Source organism: Thalassospira profundimaris (genome assembly GCF_003326795.1).
Classification (GTDB): domain Bacteria; phylum Pseudomonadota; class Alphaproteobacteria; order Rhodospirillales; family Thalassospiraceae; genus Thalassospira; species Thalassospira profundimaris_C.
The window spans coordinates 1-20,199 of sequence record NZ_JPWI01000008.1; the positions used below are offsets into that span (position 1 = coordinate 1).

The 20,199-nt window shown below is 53.2% G+C and carries 22 protein-coding genes; 10 read left to right on the forward strand and 12 right to left on the reverse strand.

The features are described from left to right. From TH30_RS12700 to TH30_RS12735, 8 genes are all read right to left on the reverse strand, one after another. A partial coding sequence (locus tag TH30_RS12700; protein WP_472973931.1) for a flagellin N-terminal helical domain-containing protein occupies positions 1-265 on the reverse strand: 265 nt, incomplete at its 3' end. 408 nt (positions 266-673) lie between these two features. Next, a complete protein-coding gene (locus TH30_RS12705) occupies positions 674-2,032 on the reverse strand; it encodes a flagellin N-terminal helical domain-containing protein (RefSeq protein ID WP_114098476.1) in 1,359 nt (452 codons plus the stop codon). Positions 2,033-2,142: 110 nt separating this feature from the next. Continuing rightward, positions 2,143-2,613 (reverse strand): flagellar assembly protein FliW, encoded by a 471-nt coding sequence (fliW, locus tag TH30_RS12710; RefSeq protein WP_114098477.1) that lies wholly within the window; start codon positions 2,611-2,613, stop codon positions 2,143-2,145. 100 nt (positions 2,614-2,713) lie between these two features. Next, positions 2,714-3,943 carry a flagellin N-terminal helical domain-containing protein gene (locus TH30_RS12715; RefSeq protein ID WP_114098478.1) on the reverse strand — a complete coding sequence of 410 codons (1,230 nt, stop codon included), beginning with the start codon at positions 3,941-3,943 and terminating at the stop codon, positions 2,714-2,716. 26 nt (positions 3,944-3,969) lie between these two features. Next, positions 3,970-6,378, reverse strand: coding sequence for a flagellar hook-associated protein FlgK (flgK, locus tag TH30_RS12720; RefSeq protein ID WP_114098479.1), 2,409 nt, complete (start codon positions 6,376-6,378; stop codon positions 3,970-3,972). A gap of 17 nt (positions 6,379-6,395) precedes the next feature. After that, a complete protein-coding gene (locus TH30_RS12725) occupies positions 6,396-6,857 on the reverse strand; it encodes a hypothetical protein (protein ID WP_114098480.1) in 462 nt (153 codons plus the stop codon). Between the two features lie 2 nt (positions 6,858-6,859). Beyond that, entirely contained in the window at positions 6,860-7,207 is a 348-nt protein-coding gene (locus TH30_RS12730; protein WP_114098481.1) for a rod-binding protein, read from the reverse strand. Further along, positions 7,207-8,349, reverse strand: coding sequence for a flagellar basal body P-ring protein FlgI (locus TH30_RS12735; protein WP_114098482.1), 1,143 nt, complete (start codon positions 8,347-8,349; stop codon positions 7,207-7,209). Before TH30_RS12735 ends, TH30_RS12730 begins: the two co-directional genes overlap by 1 nt. A gap of 379 nt (positions 8,350-8,728) precedes the next feature. Here TH30_RS12735 and TH30_RS12745 point away from each other — a divergent pair, with 379 nt between their 5' ends. Then, positions 8,729-9,172 (forward strand): flagellar assembly protein FliX, encoded by a 444-nt coding sequence (locus tag TH30_RS12745; RefSeq protein ID WP_114098484.1) that lies wholly within the window; start codon positions 8,729-8,731, stop codon positions 9,170-9,172. A gap of 149 nt (positions 9,173-9,321) precedes the next feature. Continuing rightward, positions 9,322-9,738: an RNA polymerase-binding protein DksA gene (gene dksA / locus TH30_RS12750; protein ID WP_008890403.1), complete on the forward strand. Its 417-nt coding sequence runs from the start codon at positions 9,322-9,324 to the stop codon at positions 9,736-9,738. Positions 9,739-9,980: 242 nt separating this feature from the next. On the opposite strand, the gene flgH is transcribed toward dksA, so the two are convergent. From flgH to TH30_RS12770, 4 genes are all read right to left on the reverse strand, one after another. Further along, positions 9,981-10,754 (reverse strand): flagellar basal body L-ring protein FlgH, encoded by a 774-nt coding sequence (gene flgH, locus TH30_RS12755; RefSeq protein ID WP_114098485.1) that lies wholly within the window; start codon positions 10,752-10,754, stop codon positions 9,981-9,983. A 116-nt stretch (positions 10,755-10,870) separates the two neighbouring features. Then, a complete protein-coding gene (flgA, locus tag TH30_RS12760) occupies positions 10,871-11,866 on the reverse strand; it encodes a flagellar basal body P-ring formation chaperone FlgA (protein WP_114098486.1) in 996 nt (331 codons plus the stop codon). A gap of 111 nt (positions 11,867-11,977) precedes the next feature. After that, a complete protein-coding gene (gene flgG, locus TH30_RS12765) occupies positions 11,978-12,763 on the reverse strand; it encodes a flagellar basal-body rod protein FlgG (protein ID WP_114098487.1) in 786 nt (261 codons plus the stop codon). 66 nt (positions 12,764-12,829) lie between these two features. After that, a complete protein-coding gene (locus TH30_RS12770; protein ID WP_114098667.1) occupies positions 12,830-13,597 on the reverse strand; it encodes a flagellar hook-basal body complex protein in 768 nt (255 codons plus the stop codon). 426 nt (positions 13,598-14,023) lie between these two features. On the opposite strand from TH30_RS12770, the gene TH30_RS12780 reads away from it, so the two are divergent. From TH30_RS12780 to TH30_RS12815, 8 genes are all read left to right on the forward strand, one after another. Further along, positions 14,024-14,560 (forward strand): flagellar basal body-associated FliL family protein, encoded by a 537-nt coding sequence (locus TH30_RS12780; RefSeq protein WP_114098489.1) that lies wholly within the window; start codon positions 14,024-14,026, stop codon positions 14,558-14,560. Positions 14,561-14,602: 42 nt separating this feature from the next. Beyond that, on the forward strand, positions 14,603-15,745 hold the full coding sequence (fliM, locus tag TH30_RS12785; RefSeq protein WP_114098490.1) for a flagellar motor switch protein FliM: 1,143 nt from the start codon (positions 14,603-14,605) through the stop codon (positions 15,743-15,745). Further along, on the forward strand, positions 15,745-16,413 hold the full coding sequence (locus tag TH30_RS12790; protein ID WP_114098491.1) for a DUF6468 domain-containing protein: 669 nt from the start codon (positions 15,745-15,747) through the stop codon (positions 16,411-16,413). Before fliM ends, TH30_RS12790 begins: the two co-directional genes overlap by 1 nt. Before the next feature lie 147 nt (positions 16,414-16,560). Further along, the gene (locus TH30_RS12795) at positions 16,561-17,298 is read left to right on the forward strand and encodes a MotE family protein (RefSeq protein WP_114098492.1); all 738 of its coding nucleotides are present in this window, start codon (positions 16,561-16,563) and stop codon (positions 17,296-17,298) included. A 216-nt stretch (positions 17,299-17,514) separates the two neighbouring features. Then, positions 17,515-17,901 carry a response regulator gene (locus tag TH30_RS12800; RefSeq protein WP_114098493.1) on the forward strand — a complete coding sequence of 129 codons (387 nt, stop codon included), beginning with the start codon at positions 17,515-17,517 and terminating at the stop codon, positions 17,899-17,901. Positions 17,902-17,936: 35 nt separating this feature from the next. Further along, on the forward strand, positions 17,937-18,578 hold the full coding sequence (locus TH30_RS12805) for a protein phosphatase CheZ (protein WP_114098494.1): 642 nt from the start codon (positions 17,937-17,939) through the stop codon (positions 18,576-18,578). 11 nt (positions 18,579-18,589) lie between these two features. Then, positions 18,590-19,474, forward strand: a complete 885-nt coding sequence (locus tag TH30_RS12810; protein ID WP_114098495.1) for a flagellar motor protein MotB — start codon at positions 18,590-18,592, stop codon at positions 19,472-19,474. Continuing rightward, entirely contained in the window at positions 19,474-20,199 is a 726-nt protein-coding gene (locus TH30_RS12815; RefSeq protein ID WP_114098496.1) for an OmpA/MotB family protein, read from the forward strand. The genes TH30_RS12810 and TH30_RS12815 overlap by 1 nt, the downstream gene beginning before the upstream one ends.

A 20,199-nucleotide genomic window follows, 5' to 3' on the forward strand; every position in this document is an offset into this window, starting at 1 on the left:
GGATATCGTCGATGGTTGCCATGCCGCCGTCGGCAATCTGGAGCATCGCGTTGGCTTGACCAACGTTAACGGTTGCCGTTTTCAGAGCCTGGGTGGTTGCGTTGAGACGTGCGCCGATTGCCATAGAGGCAGCATCGTCACGTGCGGAAACAACACGCGTACCGGACGAAAGTTTCGACAGCGAACGGGTCGCCATCTCGTCAGATGCTGTCAGGTTACGGTGCGCAACGTTAGCGGCATAGTTTGAAATAATATTGAGAGCCATTTTTCATCTTCCTACTTGGAATGCGCAGAATCGATCTGCGAAAAATACGGACCAGAAGTTCTTCTTGAACAACTCTATTTAGTCCAGACCTGCCGATTAGATATTCAAACTACGAATGAGTCCAGAAAAAAAATCAATTCATGTCAAAAAAATGCTGACTGTGGCCTGTGGTCGTTGATATCGTGAGGAAATTTTATTTTAAGATTGGTTGTTGTGCGGTGAAAAAACGACGTCTTTCTTACAAAAGAAGATAAGCTAACTTTTGGCTTGCGAATCCGGTCAAGGTCTAAGATTCGTCGATGAGGTAAACAAACTTTAGTGATCAGAAGGAAATAATCGGTGTACGCATAAGGAAACGGCGGCAAAAATAGTTTGCCGCCGTTGTCGCTGCGATAGCTGCTGCAGCTGTTAGCCCTGAAGCAGACGCAGCAGGTTTTGCGGCATCTGGTTGGCTTGGGCAAGCATCGCAACGCCCGACTGAACCAGGATCTGCTTGGAAGTGAAGGCAGTCATTTCTGCTGCAACATCAAGGTCAAGCAAGGTAGAGCGAGCTGATTCAGTATTTTCCTGCGTAGATGCAAGGTTCTGACCGGCAAAATCCAAGCGGTTCTGATAAGTACCGATATTGGCGCGTGCGCGCTGCAGGTCATCAATCGCCCGGGTTACGACTTCGACTGCATTCTGTGCATTGGCAGCAGTATCAATCGCGTTGGCGGTAAGATCGGCAAGTGATTCCTGTGTGCCAGCAGCGCCAGAACCGAGGGTTTCAGAGTCCACTGCGGTAAACTCAATCGCCAGACGATCATTTGCAGTGTTGCCGGCACCAACCTGGAAATCGACAGTCGCCTGCAATTGCTGGCCGTTGTCAGCGGCCATTGTAACGGTGTTCAAAGTAGAGTTGTTGCCGGCGACACCGTTAAAGGTTGTGTCCGTACCGAAGTCCGAAGCTCCGGTGTTGTCGCCAGCGATAACATCGACAGATGCCGTAAAGTTACTGTTTAGCGAGAATGTAAGGCCAAGCTCGTCAAAGTTCAGGGTCGCTTTGTCACCAGCACTCATGACTTTGCTGCCGCCAGTAACGTAATCACTTACGTCAATTGACTGGGTGCGGTCATTGGTGGTCACAGCACCATCAATATTGGCAGTGACGGTCATAATCACCTGACCGCCCGCCGCATAGTTTATAGCAACGGAGAAATCGTTGTCCGTAACGGTGTTGGTGTTGGTATCTGTCGCCCAGTAATTGTTGTCAGTGATGGCAATCGCATCAAAGCCGTTCACGGCTGACAGTGCAGCACCAGTGCCGGCAGCGGCAAGATCTGTGTAATCCAGTGCAACGTCACCACCATCGCCGAGCAATTGAATGCCGTTGAAGTTGGTCGAGGATGCAATGCGGTCGATCTCGTCACGAAGCTGAACAAATTCGTCATTAAGGAAGCCGCGTTCAGTGTCAGACAGGTTGCCCGAAGAAGCCTGAACAGCCAGTGTCTTCATGCGAACGAGGATGTCATCAATCGTTGCCATGCCGCCATCGGCAATCTGAAGCATCGAGTTGGCCTGACCAACGTTAACCGTTGCGGTTTTCAACGCCTGGGTCGTTGCATTCAGGCGCGCACCAATAGCCATCGATGCCGCATCGTCACGAGCGGAAACAACGCGGGTACCAGAAGAAAGCTTTGCAAGCGATCGGGTCGCCATCGTGTCCGAATTGGTCAGGTTGCGATGGGCGACGTTCGCTGCATAGTTGGAAATAATATTGAGAGCCATTTTTTTCCTCCTACACGGATAAGACAGAATGGCTCAGCCATTCAATCCTTCGGCTACATTGCCTTACGGGACAATAAAGCAATGCGCGTGCCAAATTTACTAGGCAAAAATTACAGGTCGTGCTGCACAGAGTATTTCTCGTTTGGCAGGATATGCTGCCAGGCGACCTGACGGCCGGTATCCACAAGAATTGGTGCACGCAGATTGGTCGACATTGTGATGCCCTGACCACCAGGTGCGCTGCGGATCGTGACAACCATCAGAATGGCCATGTCCGCAGCATCAATTGCGAGACTTTTCTGGGCATTCGTCAGGTCTTTTTCTGCATAAACGCCGCTTTCCATATTATAGGGTGCGACAATAAAGGAGAGGTTCGCGTCCGTCAGGCTCTGATAGAGCTTGAACTGATCCAGTGAGGTATTGGGAATATTTGCCAGTCCGAAGACATGGTGCTCGGGAAAGCCAAGAAGGCCGACCGGCATATAAATGCCTTTGTCCCAGCTGAATTCGATATCGCCAAAGCGTGTTTCCACTGTGACGGATTCAGGGGTTCCGTTTTCGGCGACGTTTTCGGTATCCATTCCCGTAATACTCCGACGGTCGAAAGGTTCTGTCTACTTACACATTTCGCGCTATTAAGCGGACAAAACAGGTAAAGAAGCAATTAAATATGTATGATAATCAACGCAAATAGTTAGCCAATGATAAATCCGAGGCCCGCGAAATGGCAATAAAACTTGCCTGCAGGGCGGTTTCATACTGCGACAGTTCCGCGAGCGTCAGCGGAACATCAACGGTTTCAATGTCACTAATTGCCTGGGCCGCGAAAACCTTGAAGTCTTGATGGCGCGTTTCGAACCGTTCGACGTTTGAAATATCAAGGCCGATCTGTCCCTGAACGTTTGGCAGATCGTTGATGGCGTCGTTGATAAAGCCAAGTGCAACGGTCATTGCGTCCTGGTCTTCCGTGCCTGCCGCAATCCCGAGGCCCTGAACCAGCTTCTGGAAAGCCGGGTTATCGGCAAGAATTCCGTATGAAACGTTATATTGTTCGTCGATACGGACTTCGAGGATCTGTTGATCGCCGTCATAATAATCTGCATCCGGGCGCGGGTTCGGGATCTTTTCCATGCCAAGCTGGGTCAGGAAATCGCCTGCACCGGTTTCGGTAATGGTAATGGACCCATTGCCGACATTTTCGATATTCAGAAGCGGATTTCCATTGCCGCCAAAACCGCGCAAGGAGGCGATTGCGCCATTGGTCGTGACACTGTTGATGGCATCAAGAATGTCATCAATGTCATCTGTTGCGGCATTATAGTTGACGTTGGTCGTCACGCTGTTGCCGTTGACATCGGTGCTGACAATCTGAAGCTGTCCGGTTGTGACCCCGAGGGAGGCCAGTGTGGTCGCACCGGTCAGAGCAACGTCCATGTCGCTCATATAGTTATCCGGTGCGCCAATCTTGTCGAGATCGACAGCCGGTTCTTCGGAACGGCCACCCGCAAACAGATAACGGCCATCAAGGTTCGTATTGAGCAGATTGGCAATCTGCTGCAAGGCCTGTTTGGCTTCGTCCTTGATGTTTACATCGTCGGCCTGCTGGGCCGAGCTTGCCTGAATCAGAAGCGACTTCATCTCTGTTGCGATGGTCATCATGCTGTCGACAGCAGATTCCATGCTTTGCAGACGGAGTTTGGCCTGCGTCGTGTTGCGCAGATACTGTTCAGTTCGGGTATATTCGCCTTCCAGATTAAGCAGGCGCTGTGCGCTGTCTGCAATACCGGCATAGTCGCGCGATTTATAGCCGCTCGACGCCTGATTCTGCAGATCCGTTACCTTTGCCGCGTTCCGGATGGCAAGATCCGAAAGCAGCGTATGGTTCGTATAGGTTGCGACACGAGATACCATGATATCCTCACTTCATAAGCCGAAGTTTAAACTGCATTGAGCAATGCATCAAACATTTCATCAACCGTAGAGATCACCTGGGCCGATGCGGTGTAGGCGCGCTGGAAGATGATCAGATCAGACATCTCTTCATCAAGGTTAACGCCGGCTTCATTCTGGATGCGGGTGGTCAAATCGGTGACCAGTCCTGACTGGAATTCATAAGAGCTTTCAGCAACCTTGGTCTTGGTCGCTGCGGTGGCGACGATGCCTGCTGCAAAGTCCGTCAGGGACGTGCGCTCGCCAGACAGGCCATCGGTAGCCTCGAATTCGATATCGGTTCGCTCAAAGGTATGGCTCATCATCAGGGCAGCACTGTTGTCGCCTTCATGAACGCCAAAATTGATCCCAAGACCAAGAACGGTGGTCAAGGAGTCCGTATTCGGCAGGCCATTATCACTGAAATAGAACGGATCGCCATCGGCGTCTGTCACGCTGAGTTTGTAGCCGCCAATCTGGCTGTCAAAAACCACTTCTGCCGTGATGTTGTTATCGGTCAATGTCGCGCTGTTATTGATCGCATCTGCAATGTCCTGCAGGGTTGTGTTGCTGTCATAATCAATATCGACATCGGTGAAATCACCGCTGACAGTCAGGGTATAGTTGAGCGGCGGCGGAACCAGCGGGCCAAGGTTCGGAATGGCATTGTCCGGATTGACCACGGCGTTCGAGGTTTCATAAGTGTCGGCATTCAGCTGTCCACGCACAATGCGTGACGGATCATTCTGAATAGCGGCCGAAACGCTCATATTTCCCGAAAGATTGGGCTGATCTTCGCTCAGGCCAAGCTTGCTCGACAAGGTGCCGGAATCTGTGACTGTCATATTGGCGTTATAGTCAATGACAAGACGATAACGATTGCCATCCTCGACAATGAACGCGGTTGTTTCTGAATCTGCGACCGTCATGCCGGCCCCTTGCAGGGCGGTGCGAATGTTATCGCGAATGTCTTCAAGAGAGTCCGTAGCTGTGTAGTTGACCGTAACCCCGCCAACCAATACGCCCGATCCCGCTGAAAGCGTAAAGGAGCTGGCGGTAATATTGAGTGCATCTGTCGAGTTGCGTTGTGCCGTGGTTGTGATGGTGTCCGACTGCTTGACTGTCGCAATAAAGTCATTCAGGCCGAAATAGTGGGACATACCCTGTTTGCGGCCATCACCGGTTGTAATCTGGCTGTCCATTTCATTGATCGAAACGCGGTTACCATCTGTGCCTTCGATAACCAGCTTGTTGTCAATCAGTGACGCTGTCAGATAGGTTCCGGCATCGGAGCTGTTGATGGCGTCAACAATCCCCTGAACCGTAGCAGGAGTGGTCGGCAGAGCAATATCGGCCCAGCTGTCGGTCGCAACAAGCTGCCCGTCGGCATCGAGGGCAGCTACACGAAACGCACCGGTTGCGGTGAGGGGATCGCTTGCTGCAACGACGCGGTTGCCTGAAAGGTTGGCTGGCGGCGGGAACGCAGTACCTTTGTTGTGTTCTTCGTTCAGGGCATCACGCAATTCGCCTGCAAGCTCGTTGATCTGATCGTTGATGGCGGGAATTTCAGAATCGCGCATTTCAAACAGGCCCTTAAGAGTGCCTGTACGCAGGGTGGCGGTGATATCTTCGCCATTAAGCGTAATTCCGGAGCCCCCGGTGCCCGGCTCGAAGCCTGCCGTCTGGGTAAAGGTCAGTTTGTTCGGGGTGCGATCAAGAAGGGTGTTTGCACCTGCGGCCGAATAAACCACCATCGACCCGTCACTGCGGGAAAAGGTGGTGATGTCAATGATCTTGGAAAGCTGGTTGAGCTTCTGGTCGCGCTGATCTTCAAGTTCGGTCGTTGGCTGTTCAAGGTTTTTCAGGCGGATAATGCCGGTATTCAGATCTGCGATCTGGCTGAGCAGCGTATTGGCGGTGTTGACCTCGTCGGTGATCTGATCGTCGATGTCATCGCGCATGTCCTGAAGCTGGCTTGAGAGCTTTTCAAAAGACTCAACAACCTGAATAGCGCTTTCAATGGCTTCGATGCGCGGCGAGTTCTGATCCGGGGTAACGCCAAGCTGTTCAAAAGCATCGGCCAGATCATTGATGCGCTGGCTGATGGCTGCATCCGACTGAACCGTACCAAACAGGGTCTGAACACGCTGGAAAAACTCGTAGCGGACTTCTTCACGCCCGGCTTTGCCCAGCTCGCCGCGAACTTCACGCAGGAGGCCTTCATTGACGTTGCGATAGATATCGGCGATCTGTGAACCGGCACCCGTACCGTCAAGTGTAAGGGTTTCTTGTCCGGCAATCTTCTTTGAATAGCCTTCAGTATTCACGTTCGAAATGTTCGAAGACGTGATGGCAATACGTGACTGAGCCGTATTGAGGCCGGAAATTGCCGTATTGAGTGCCTGGGTCAGTGACATGATATGTGCCTTTACCCCTAGAGCGTTTCATTGACGCTAAACGCGCCGCCGGATTTGTTCATCGTACGACCATAGCCGCCAAGGGTTGCCTTGCTGGTTTTGGCCGAGCGATTATAGGTGGTGCAATCTTCCTTGGCCTTGTCATTGACAGCACGGACGATCGCCTGAACCATGCGTTCATTGGTCGCCTTGGCTGCCTGAAGGGCCGTCATGTTGCGACGCGCAGTTTCCTGGAATTCGGCCTGGAGTTCACGTAATTCGGCACGGTCTTCTTCGGGCATAGCGCGCAATTCATCGCCGCGGCTGCGCAATTTCACAACCAGCTGCTCATACTGCATCGACAGGGCAGATTTTTCCGAGATGAACTGTTCGTACTCGCCATGCGACAGGGTGCGCAGGTCGGTCGTTTCACGTTCCAGCAGGGACATGAGGTCGTAAGTGACACTTTTCAGTTCAGTAACCAACTCTTGGGTGGTCATTTTTACCCCTCCTGGATTTTGAGGATTTCGCGTGTGACAGCATCTGCAATTCCGATGCCACCTGCGCGGGTCATTTCTTTGGCATATTCATCAACCAGCATGGAGCGCATCATCGTTTCGCCATGACCACCGCCAAACAACTCGTTGGTTTCGATCCCGGAAAACATGTGGCTCAGCATCTGGCCAAGAAACATGGATTCAAATTCTTTGCCGGCCTCGCGGGCTTCGGCTTCGGTTTTGATGTGACCGTCCGTAAGCGAGCTCATCTTGGCAGCCATATTGTTCTGGGCGCCATATTGTGCGCTGGCTTGCGCCTGTGCCATCAGGGCTGTTGAGCTGTCGGTCTGCATTACATCACCTCGATTTCGGCTTGAAGCGCGCCGGACGTTTTGATCGCCTGAAGAATGGTGATCATGTCGCGTGGTCCAACGCCAAGGCTGTTAAGGCCGTTCACCAGTTCCTGAAGGCTTACGCCGCCATCCATGATGCCAAGCTGATTGTCCTGGTCTTCATCAACTTCCACATTGGTCCGGTCCACTGTTTGGGTCGTGCCGGTCTGCGAGAAGGGCGAAGGTTGGGAGACCTGCTGGCTTTCAGTTACGCGGATGGTCAGGTTGCCCTGGGCAATTGCGACCCGGTTGATCCGGACATTTTCACCCATGACAATGGTTCCGGTATTCTCGTCGATCACAACGCGTGCAATCTGGTCGGGTTCAACGCGCAACTGTTCAATATCGGTTAAAAGGGCGACAACATTCTGATTGTAACGGTCCGGAATGTTCAGGCGAACCGTACCGGGATCACTCGGACGTGCTGCAACTTCGCCAAGATAGGCATTAATTGCTTCCGAGACACGACGAGCGGTGGTGAAATCCGGGTTGCGCAGCACAACAGACATGTCCTGCATCGAGTTCAGGTTAAAATCGATCTCGCGTTCAACAATGCCGCCATTGGCAATACGTGCGGAGGTCGGGACACCTTTGACAATGGTTTCGGCAGCGCCACCGGCAGAAAATCCGCCAACGGCAAGGTTGCCCTGGGCAACAGCATAAACTTCGCCGTCTGCGCCGACCATCGGGGTGACAAGAAGGGTGCCGCCCTGAAGGCTTTTAGCAGTACCAATGGCGCTGATGCTGACATCAATACGGGCCCCCTGACGGGAAAATGGTGGCAGGGTCGAGGTGACCATGACTGCTGCAATATTGTCAGACTCCAGATCTTCAATCTGGTCGCGGACGTTGATGCCAAGGCGTTCAAGCATGGCAACCAGGCTCTGGCGGGTAAAGTCAGCGTCGCCAAGATCATCGCCAGTACCATTCAAACCAACCACAAGACCGTAACCGACCAGCATGTTGTCACGCACGCCTTCGAAGTCGGCGATATCCTTGATGCGTGACTGTGCATGTGCCGGGGCAAGCTGCGTCAGGGCGAGCATAGCCAGTGCGACTGCGACTGTCGCTTTGCGCGCTGATTTGCCAAGACCTGTGATCATATTCTCAATTCCGCTTTGACGTGGGATGCATGGGCATCCGGCAAATGGTGCGATAGAAGACATTAATCGCGTTTGTCATATGGTTTGCGAAAATCATGCCAAGTCAGGCTTTCCGGGGCTTCTTGCGAAAGACGCCAAGGATTCCGCGAAAATGTGCCGTCAAATTCAGATATGGGGCCGCTTCACACATATCGGTGCCGTCTGCCCGGCATTTTTTTCCCGTTGCGCGGTTTCTGCGATTGAGGGAGACTCTTATATCGTAATCGACGCATGATTCAGTTCGGCGAACGGATTGGCATTGGTGGCCATGGGCCATATCTGACAGCTCATCCGTTGGGGATTGCGCAATGATCGTATCATAACGAGACGGAAACAGGTCATGAAGGTTAGCGGTTCCAAGGCAACCGGGACGAGCGGAACATCACGTAAGAAGGCATCTGGCGCATCAGGCGGCAGCGGCTTTGCAGATACCATGCGTTCGCTTGACGGTTCGGGGGATGCTGGCGGTTCGGTTGGCGTTCATAGTACGGGAAGTGTCAGTGCGCTTGATGCGTTATTGGCCTTGCAGCAAAGCGGTGACGCGCTCGACTCTCCGCGCAAGGCTGCTGTTTTGCGGGCCAAAAGCCTGCTTGAACAGCTTGAGTCCATTCGTGACGGCTTGCTGAGCGGGGCTCTGTCTGGGGCACGCCTGCAACAGCTTGTCGGCTTGATGGATCAGCAGCGCGAAACGATTGACGATCCCAAGCTTTCGGCGGTTCTTGACGAGATTGACCTGCGTGCCCGAATAGAGCTGGCGAAACTTGAGGTTTCCGGCCTGATCTAGCTTTTTAATTTGCGGTATTTGAGGGTGAAAGCCGCAGGTTTCTGCCCGTTTCAGGGTAAATCAAGATTTATTTGTTCAATCGGCTTGCACCACCCGCTGGCTCCCTCTATATTGCCGCGCGATCGATGAGTCCTGTATAGAGGGCATACATGACTATCACATTACCACCTGACTATCGTCCTGCTGAGGACGAAGAGTTCATGAACCCGCGTCAGCGGGAATATTTCCGGCAGAAACTTCTGACCTGGCGGGCAGAACTTCTGCACGAATCTTCGGAAACATTAGCGAACCTGCAAGATGGCGGGCTTCAAGAACCTGACCTGACCGACCGCGCGTCGGCGGAAACGGACAGGGCGCTTGAGCTTCGTACTCGTGACAGGGCGCGCAAGCTTATTTCAAAAATTGATGCTGCTTTGCGTCGAATTGAAGACGGATCATATGGTTACTGCGAAGAAACCGACGAGCCGATCAGCTTGAAAAGACTTGAAGCTCGTCCAATTGCGACCCTGAGCATCGAAGCCCAGGAACGCCATGAACGGATGGAGCGCACACGTCGCGACGATTGATCGCGCCGGGTGACAAAATCAGGAGCCGCAAAGTCGGCCCGTGCCATGCAACGATGTGGCCTTGTGGGAGATTACTGGTTAGGGATAACCAAATTCAAAAGCCCGGTCATATGACCGGGCTTTTCCCGTTTATACTGAGGCTCTAAAGAAAAAGACCGTCCGGAGACGGTCTTTTGTCAGGTTTACTGTGTGATGATCTGTCTGACAGGAACCCGGGCAACGGATCAGATCACAGCAGCTCCCTAGAATGGCAGAATGATATCAAGAACTTCACTGCCATAGCGTGGTTGCTGGACATCGGAAATTGTGCCGCGTCCGCCGTAGGAAATGCGTGCTTCGGCAATCTTGTCATATCCGACTTCATTGGCGGAAGTAATGTCGGCAGCGCGAATAACGCCAGCGATCTGAACTTCGCGGACCTCGCTGTTTACGCGAATTTCCTGACGGCCATGGATGACGTAATTGCCGTTCGGCAGAACTTGAATCACGATGGCGGCAACACGCAGATTGATTGCCTCGGTACGATCCAAAGATCCAGCGCCTCGGTTGGACGTTTTGCTGTCCATATCGAACATTGAACTGGGATTGATCGCTTCTGGCAACACCTTGGTGAATTCTGCTTCAAGGCCGAACAGGTTCGGGACCGCGAGATCCTCGGAATTTGTACGAGAACGCGTCGTGGTATTGGCAAGGGCTGCGCTGTCAGACATATTGACAACAACGGTCAGAATATCACCGACCTGATTGGCACGCTGATCCTTGAAGAAGGATCGTGCACCTGCACGCCACAATGAGTTCGGGTTGCTTTCGGCAACTTGCGGTGCTGGCATCGGCAGGCTGACCGGATGATAGTTTTCCGACTGGGTCGGATTGTCGATCGACGACAATTTTGGCGGTTCGCCGACTTCGGAAAGACGTTTCATCGCGTTGCAGCCTGAAAGCAGTACCGTTGCACCGATCAGTCCGCTGACAAGCGCGATACGCCGCCATGAAATCTGTGTGTTTTTACCGGGCATGAATTCCTCCTGGGTTCCTGCCGGTATCTACGCAAGGATCATGCCAGTTGTAGCGTGGAAATCTGGGAAAAGCTTGCCGGGTGCGAAGTGTGTCGTATCAGGCCTGAAGTCACGGGTTATTGTGACATAGCAGGCAGGGCCCGGACTTCATTTTCGGCAACGACTTCAACCTGAATGGTCTTGTTGCTGGTTTGATTGACGACACGGATGATGTCGCCCTTGGATCCGTTCTCAAGGGCTTTGCCGCGTGCGGTTAGCGACATATTGGCGGTGACCAGTCGAACGGTTACCAATGCGCCACGTCGAACGAGAATTGGATTGGTCAGGTCACGGAACAGCAACGGTTCGTTTGGGGTGCCTGCGCGGACAACTTCCTTTCCGATGACATCATTGATGTCCTGAATAGCGCCGTTTGGAACACGTTCTGTTCGGAAATCACGATATTCAACCTGGTCAGGACGAATGATTTGCCCCCGGGCAACCGGTTCAACCAGAACTGGAACGGTTGAAAGCGGGTAATATTTGCCGCTGATGCGATATGTGCGTTGTTGTGCAGTTTGTGCGCCGGTTGTCACGCTGGCGACAAAACGCTGGGTTCTGGAATTGAGTTCGACCGAACTGACGGTGACATCACTGCGAGCATCAACGGGCAAATGGATCTGGAAGTTGTCGCTCGAAAGGTCAATCGTGAAAGGGCGTTTTATCCCGTAATCAACAAGGGCAACTTCAACAGCGTCGCGAATTTCTTCGATCGTGATGATCTGGCTTGCCCGGGTGATCAGAACCTGATCGGCCGTGGTGCGGGGGCGCCAGTTAATTTTGTGCCGCTGGGCAATGCCATAAAGCCAGCGGTAATCAAGAACGACCTGTTTGCCGGGCTGCGGTGCGTGGGCAACGGCAATATCTGCCTGTTGCAGGTCGATGCCAGAAAAAATGTCCCCAAGCGTCACATATTGCCCTTCGATCAGCGCATCAGGTTTCAGCAGGATGTTTTCGTCAACCTGTTGGCTGGTGCGCGAACTGCTGTTCCTTGTCGACTGCGCAAAGGCATCCCCGGTCGAAAGGGCAAAGGACAAGATCGCGAACGAGAGGATTAATTTCTTTATCTTCATGCGCCTACTATACCACGGAACGGTATACATCGCGTAAATACAGTTCGCACAAGTCCGCGATCTTTCAGACCGCGACTTGTGCAAGCGAATAACTGTATTCAGAACGCAGGATTAACGCAGATTGCTGACTGCGCTCATCATTTCGTCGGTGGTCGAAATCGACTTGGAGTTCATCTCATAGGCACGCTGTGCCTTGATCAGGTTGGTGATTTCCTGAACCACGTTGACGTTCGAGGATTCCAGATAGCCCTGCTGGACCGTGCCATAACCGACATCACCCGGTGCGCCGGTATTCGCCTGACCCGAGGCCTCCGTTTCAAGGTAAAGGTTATCACCAAGGGCATCAAGACCGGCCGGGTTGATAAAGGTTGCGAGCTGAATTTGTCCCAGATTGGAAAGGGCAACCTGACCATCGATTTCGGCATAGACCTCGCCGTTGGTGTTGATGGTGACCGACGTTGCGTTGTTCGGAACGGTAATGCCCGGCTGAACGGCAAAGCCGTCCTTGGTGACAAGCGCCCCGTTGGCATCAAGCTTCAGCGTGCCATCGCGGGTATAGGCGGTTTCACCGCTCGGCAGGTCAATCTGAAGATAGCCGCGGCCCTGAATGGCGATATCAAGTTCGTTCTCGGTCAGGGTAAGTGTGCCTTGCCCCATATAGCGGCCAATTGCGGCGGTTTTGACACCCAGACCAACCTGGACCCCGGTCGGGACAATCGTTCCGGTATCAGATGACGGTGAACCGGCACGACGCAGATCCTGATAAAGCAGGTCCTGAAATTCCGCGCGCTGGCGCTTGTAGCCGGTCGTCGTCATGTTGGCGATGTTGTGCGATGTAACGTCCACGTTGGTGGACTGGGCCTGCATCCCCAAAGCGCCGATATCAAGTGACCGCATCTGTCTTCTCCTTCGATTGCGCAAGTTTTGCGCCAAATTTCTGTGGTACGGGTGTCAGCGGCCAAATCAGGCGCGAACATCCCCGAGTTTGCTGATCATGTTACGCATCCGCTCGTTCTCGCTTTCCAAAGAGCGGGTGACGGATTGATATGTTCGCAAGACGTCGATCATCTGTGTCATGGCGCTGATCGGGTTGACGTTGGATTTTTCAAGGGCTCCCTGAACAATACCGGGGTTTTCAACTTGCTGAACGGCGATTTCCTCGTCATCCCCAGCTTGCTCGTTGGGCGCCCGATAAAGCGTATTACCAGTCACGATCATGCGCTGAACATTATCAACCGTGATGACCTGCAATTTGCCAATCTGGCCAATATCAGTGGAAACGGTCCCGTCACCCTTGATTTCAATCTGCCCATCGGCCTGATTGAAAAACATAGGCTGACCGGCGTCGCTCAGGACTGGGTAACCGTCATTGGTGATGAGCTGTCCGCCGGGGTCGAGCGTGAAATTACCGTTGCGGGTATACTGGACGCCCGTTGGTGTCTCGACGGCAAAGAACATGTCGGGCTGACTTAGTGCAACGTCGAGCGGCCTGTCGGTATGCTCAATGTTGCCGACCGTCGTGTTGCGATACTGGGAAATATCCTGAACAAGGGAAATCTCGCGCTCGCCGCGGAACGGGGCGTCCTTGTTCTTCGCGATCCAGTCGGTGAACATCATCCGCTCTTCTTTGTACCCGGTCGTGTTCATGTTCGCCAGGTTCTGCGAAATGTTGTTCATCATGCTGCGAAGCGTCTTCTGACGGGACAGCGCGATATATGAAATATTTTCCATGGTCAGTTTCCCGGTTGGGGGCAATGATTTGCCAACACAAATGCGAAAGCCATGCCAGAACATTCAAGGCATTGAAAATAAACAAAAAATTTTGTGTTCGGCATTTGTTGCCGGGGTGTCTAACGTGGGGATTGGCAGAAACTGCCGCGACGTAAGCCGTTCAAATGGACAAAGTTTTCCGGGTCGGATTTTTCGAGGGGGCGGAGGAATGTCGTAAAATGCAGCAGGGCTATTTCTGCCAGGTCGAGGATCGCTTTGATGTTGTGGGGGAATTTCGTTTCAAGTCTTGGTGGCTGAATGGTCTGAAGGTACGTAAGCTGTCGGAAACGAAACGGATTTTTAACGTGATAGCGTTATGGCTGTTAATCCGGCACAGTGTTTGCTGGAGATGACGACATAACTTCAAGCGCGGGAATTGGCGAAGCTATGGGCGACGATGTCGACGAAATCGAAATGGACGAAGGTGGCGGCGGTCGCAGCAAAAAAATGCTGATCGTGGTCGTGCTGCTTGTGCTGCTACTGCTTGGCGGTGCGGCCGCGGCCTATTTCACCGGATTGCTTCAGCCGGTAATTGACATGCTGACCGGCGGTGATGGCCAGCAAACCGAAGAAGTGATTTCCGAAGATGCGATTGAGCAGGCACCAGGTGTGCCTGAGAATGTCGGGTTCGTGGATTTGCCGGAAATTCTGGTCAATCTGAATACCGGTGCAGGCAAGCAAAGCTATCTTAAAATTCGTGTCAGTCTGGAAGTGGCCGATCAGTCAATGTTGCCGCAGGTCGAACAGATGATGCCGCGCATTATTGACAACTTTCAGGTTTATCTTCGTGAATTGCGTCCGGAAGACCTTTCCGGTTCCGAAGGCATGTTCCGACTGCGTGAAGAATTGCTGATCCGGGTCAGTGCCGCGGCCAAGCCTGCAAAAATTAACGACGTTCTGTTCAAGGAAATGCTGGTACAATAAACTTGTAGCGGCCCGAATGCCAAAATCAGGAAGCAATCGCTGATGGCTGATGAAGACGATGATGATGCACTCGCTGCCGAATGGGAAGCCATGGCGGGTGGAGATGACGAAGGTGGAGACGACGGCGGCGAGGATATGGCCGCCGAATGGGAATCCATGCTCGGCGACGATGACGGCGATGACGGTGGCGATGATATGGCCGCCGAAATGGGCGGTGGTTCGGCACGCGTTCTGAACCAGGACGAAATCGACAGTCTTCTGGGCTTTGATGATGGTTCCGGCGCAGGCGACCAGTCCGGTATTCAGGCAATCATCAACTCGTCGATGGTTGCCTATGAACGTCTGCCGATGCTTGAGGTCGTGTTCGACCGCCTTGTCCGCATGATGTCGACATCTTTGCGTAACTTCACGTCCGACAACGTTGAAGTGTCGCTCGATAACATTCTGTCGCTGCGTTTCGGTGACTATCTGAACTCGATCCCGCTACCGGCGATGCTGGGTGTTTTCAAGGCCGAGGAGTGGGATAACTATGGCTTGCTCACCGTTGACTCAGCCCTGATCTATTCCATCGTCGACGTGTTGCTGGGCGGGCGTCGCGGTACGGCGGCCATGCGTATTGAAGGTCGTCCCTATACGACGATTGAACGTAACCTTGTCGAACGTATGATCCATGTGGTGCTTGGCGACCTTTCGGCTGCGTTTGATCCGCTAAGCCCGGTAACTTTCCGGTTCGAACGTCTTGAAACGAACCCGCGTTTTGCAACCATTGCCCGTCACGCCAATGCGGCGATTGTGGCCAAGTTGCGCATTGATATGGAAGACCGCGGTGGCCGGCTTGAGCTGCTGATCCCCTATGCGACGCTGGAGCCGGTTCGTGAACTTCTGCTTCAGATGTTCATGGGGGAAAAGTTTGGTCGTGACTCTATTTGGGAAAACCACCTCGCAAACGAACTGTGGCAAACCCATGTTAACCTGTTAGCAGTCCTTGATGAACAGGTGATGGCGCTGGGCGATGTGCTCAATCTGGAAGTTGGCAACCGTCTGGTTCTGAATACCAGTCCGACTTCACCTGTCGAGGTCCGCTGCGGCGATGTTCCGTTGTTCAAGGGCATGATGGGACGCAAGGGTGACCGGATCGCTATTCAGGTGCGTGATCGCGCGCGCATAAACGAGGAAGAGAAGTGATGGACTTCGCGTTCTATCTTGATCTTGTGATGATCGTGCTGCTGGTTGTGACGATTGTCTATGCCATCATTCTGAATCGCAAGCTCGCCGCATTCCGGCGCAGCCGGGAAGACATGCAGAACTTCCTGACAGCGTTCAATGCGGCCAATGAACGGGCGGAAACCTCGATCATGGCTCTCAAGGACATGGCCGAACAGTCAGGCGAAAAACTGCGCGAAAACATTGAAAAGGCCAGTGGCCTTAACGAAGACCTGAGCTTTATGGTCGATCGCGGTGAAAGCATCGCAAACCGTCTCGAAAAGGCTGCCAGTGATGTGAATGCTGTGCGCCGTTCGGGGGCGTCTGGTGCCGGGCAGGTGGCGGGTGGTGCTGACAGTGCGCCTATGCGTTCGGGCAAGGGTAGCGGCAAGGATCGCCACGATGTTATTGATGACCGGGACCGCCTCGGTGTGGAAACACGCGCCGAAGAACTGGCTGCGCGCATGGTGGGCGAATTCGAACGCGGCGGAAATGCGATGAGTGATCGTGACCGCGATGATGTGTCTCTTGGGGGATCATCTGCCGGATATGGTGATGCTGGTGGTGCAGACCCGTACGATCAGGACGAAGATGCCGGTCGTTCAGAGGCAGAGCGCGAATTGCTCGCGGCTTTGCGGTCCGTACGCTAGATTTGAAATTTGTTCGGGCTTCCGGTCCGGACTTGAGATCATGACATTTCTTTATATCTAAAGAGTGATCCGTCATTCTGATGGAATTAAAGATAATTGAAGCGTGAAGGAGCATGGGACAAGATGCCTCATTGCTTAGGTGAATAGATGTCTGGTGTGCGTATCTTGCCATTGGTTGTTCTGGTTGGACTGATGGTGTTGTCAATGCGGGTGGTGAACCTGTTTTCGGGAGGGGATGATGTCGTTGCGACTTCTGAGTCCCAGCCGACAGGTGTAAGCATGGTCCAGATGGCCCAGGCGCAGGCTCCTGCACCGGCAAGCGCACCTGCAGGACAGGATGCAGCTTCCCAGGCTGCGGGCCCCGGCCTTGATGATCCGGCGGCGATGACGATGGAAGGTACCCCGCTTGAGGGGGAGGCGAGCGCAAGTGATATTGCGCCGACCCTTGGCGGTGATCCGACCCTGTTTACCCAGGAAGAAATCGACCTTCTTCAGAACCTTTCGGTGCGCCGTGGCGAGCTTGATCGCAAGGAACAGCGTCTCGACGAACGCGAGAGCCTGATTGCGGCAGCCGAAGCCCGGATTGATGCCAAGATCGAAGAAATGAAATCCTTGAAAACGGCCATCGAAGGATTGGTCGAAACCAAGGAAGCCCAGGAAGATGACCGGATCAAGAAACTGATCAGCGTTTATGAGAAAATGAAACCGAAAGACGCTGCGCGGATTTGGAACGATCTGGATATGGATATCCTGTTGCAAGTGGCGCTGGGGATGCGCGAGGCCAATACTGCTGCTGTTCTGTCGCAAATGACGCCGGAACGTGCGCGGGCATTGACAGCTGAACTGGCATATAAGCAAGATATAAACATGCTGCCATTGCAATAGGGGTTACAAAAATAGGTTGGTTTCGATTTTCGTGCCTTTAAATAGAAAAACGGCCAATTTTTCGAGAATAGTCAATGTGATGGAATGATTTGATCTCTGGTTAAAAACCTTGATTAACCAATATTAAATATGTACATCACGATTATTAGGGGCCTTGTCTGTGTGCGTTGAAATATGCAGCAAGGGTGAGAGATCAGATAGCTGATGGAGTTGTGAATGGCCGTCGATCCGAATATGCCGATCCTGATTGTGGATGATTACAAAACCATGTTGCGTATCATCCGTAACCTTCTGCGGCAGCTCAACTTTACGAATATTGAAGAAGCGACAGATGGTAGCATGGCGCTTCGTAAACTGCGTGAAGCTCCGTTCAGTCTTGTGATTTCCGACTGGAACATGGAGCCGATGACCGGTCTTCAGCTTCTCAAAGAAGTCCGTGCAGATGCCAAGTTGAAGGACCTCCCCTTCATCATGATTACCGCCGAAGCCAAGACCGAAAACGTCGTGATGGCGAAAAAGGCCGGTGTCTCCAATTACATCGTGAAGCCGTTCAACGCCGAGACGTTGAAGGGCAAGATGAAAACGGTTATTGGCGATTTCTGATCAGGAGCGCGGGGCCTGCGTCCCGCGATACCGCTATGTCCAAAGCGTCCAAGGACGAACTCCGGAAGCTGCTAAATGACCTTCGAGCACGCCTTGATGGTGATGACCTGAAGGTTGAGCAGCTGTCTGATCTGATGGATCAGCTTTCCCGTTTCATGGGGGACGCGCCGTCTGACGATCAGAAACGCCTGTTTGGTGAACTTGATGAATTGTCCGGCATCATCCGCAAGATGAAGTCGGAGATTGCATCGCTTCGTCCGGACGATATCAAGGCCGAATATATCCCCAATGCCACCGATGAGCTTGATGCCATTGTGGATGCGACGGCCGGGGCAACCCACGAGATCCTTGACGCCATGGATGTGCTCGAAGAATTCGCATCGACCTTGCCCCCTGAACAGGGCAAGATTGTCACCGATGCGACCATGCGGGTTTATGAAGCCTGTAATTTTCAGGATATCACCGGGCAGCGCACCACCAAGGTGATCAAGGCCCTGAAATCCATCGAGGAACGCGTCGAGGGACTGGTCACCGCATTCGGCGACGAAATCGCCAAATATGCTGCCGCAAATCCAAAGCAGAAAAAAGAACCGGAAGGCGAGGAAGCTTTGCTCAACGGGCCTCAGCTTGAGGGTAAAGGCGTTTCGCAGGCTGACATCGACGCGATGTTCAATTAAGTGGCGTTGACATGGCGGAGATAGAGGACGACGGACCCACACCACCATCCCCCCCTGCCAACGGGGCTGTGGCGCTGTTTTTGGCTCTTTATCTTCTGCTGCTGGCGTTCTTTATTCTGCTCAATACCATTTCGACCTTTGAAGAGGTCAAAACGCGCGAAGTGCAGGAAAGCCTTTCCTCCGCTTTTGCCGCCATTCTGCCGCCAACGACCAGTTTGCAAACCGTGACCTCGATTGAGGGCCCGGTGGTTGCGGCCGAAGACATGCAGGAAAAGCTTGGTCAGTTGTTTGAGACCGCCATCAAGGTTGTCCGGGTCGAAGTCATTCAGCCCGGAAAGCTGATGGAAATCATCATGCATGTTGATCAGTTGTTTGATCCCAACTCCATTCTTATCAGGGAACGGCAGGCAAGCTTCATGAAGCAGCTCGCATCTGTCCTTGCCGATGATGAGGGCTATGCGTCCTATGAGATGGAAATGGTGATGGGCAGCCAGATTGAATCAAAAGGCGTGATCGAGATCGAGAACAATCTCCAGATCGCACGTGCCGGTTCCTTTGCACGAGAACTGATTGATGCAGGCGCGCCGGAAAATCATCTTTATGTCGGTATTGATCCGGGCGCGGATCCGTTTATCGCGACTTTCCGGTTTTTCTGGGATTTTGGCCCCAAAGAGCCACCAGCTCCGATTGAGAAAACCGGTGCGACCGGCACTGGTCAGAATGGCACCTCTACCAATGGCGGTACTGGTGCGGGGACAGGTGGGAACGGGGCGGCAAACGGGGCGTCTGGCCAGATGCTGATCCCGCCTAAAATGGCTATTCCGCTGCCGGGGGGCAATCAGCCCACGGTGAACCAGCCCATTCCGCTTGGACCGCAGGCCGGAGGAGGTGGCTGATGAGTGATGAAGTCAAAAAAGACAATGGTCCGAGTGGCCCGCCGGTCTGGATGCTCAGCCTTGCCGATCTGATTTCGCTGTTGCTGACTTTCTTTGTGATGCTGTTTGCGATGTCCAAGGTCAAGATTGACCGCTGGGACGAGGTTGTTGATGCGCTGTCGCAAAGCATCAAGCCCGCTCCCAAGGAAGAAAATGACGAGCCGATGGCAAGTCTGAACATTCCGCGCGTTTATCGCAAACCGGCGATGAACCTTGATTATCTGAGCGCTGTGATTGACGACGCCATTGATGACAACCCGGTTCTCGGTGACGCCAAGATGTCGCGTGATGCCGACAAGCTGGTGATTTCACTTCCCGGTGATATCCTGTTTGTCGCTGGCAGCTCTGAAATGACGCCAAAGGCCAAGCAGGCCTTGTTCGTGTTGGGCGGGGTGTTGCGCAATATCGGGAACCGTATTGGTGTTCAGGGTCATACCGATCCGCGACCACTTAGCGGGCGAGGCCAATATGCCTCGAACTGGGAGCTGTCTCTTGCCCGTGCCGGTGCTGTTGCCAACGAACTGAAAAAATCAGGCTACACAGATTACATAAATATTTACGGATTTGCGGCATCAAGATACGACCAGCTTCCCAAGCTGCTTGATGAGGAGGCGCGCTTTGCAATGGCGCGCCGGGTTGACATCGTCATCGAGCCTCATGGTGGAAGCGGGATCGGAGGCACGTAA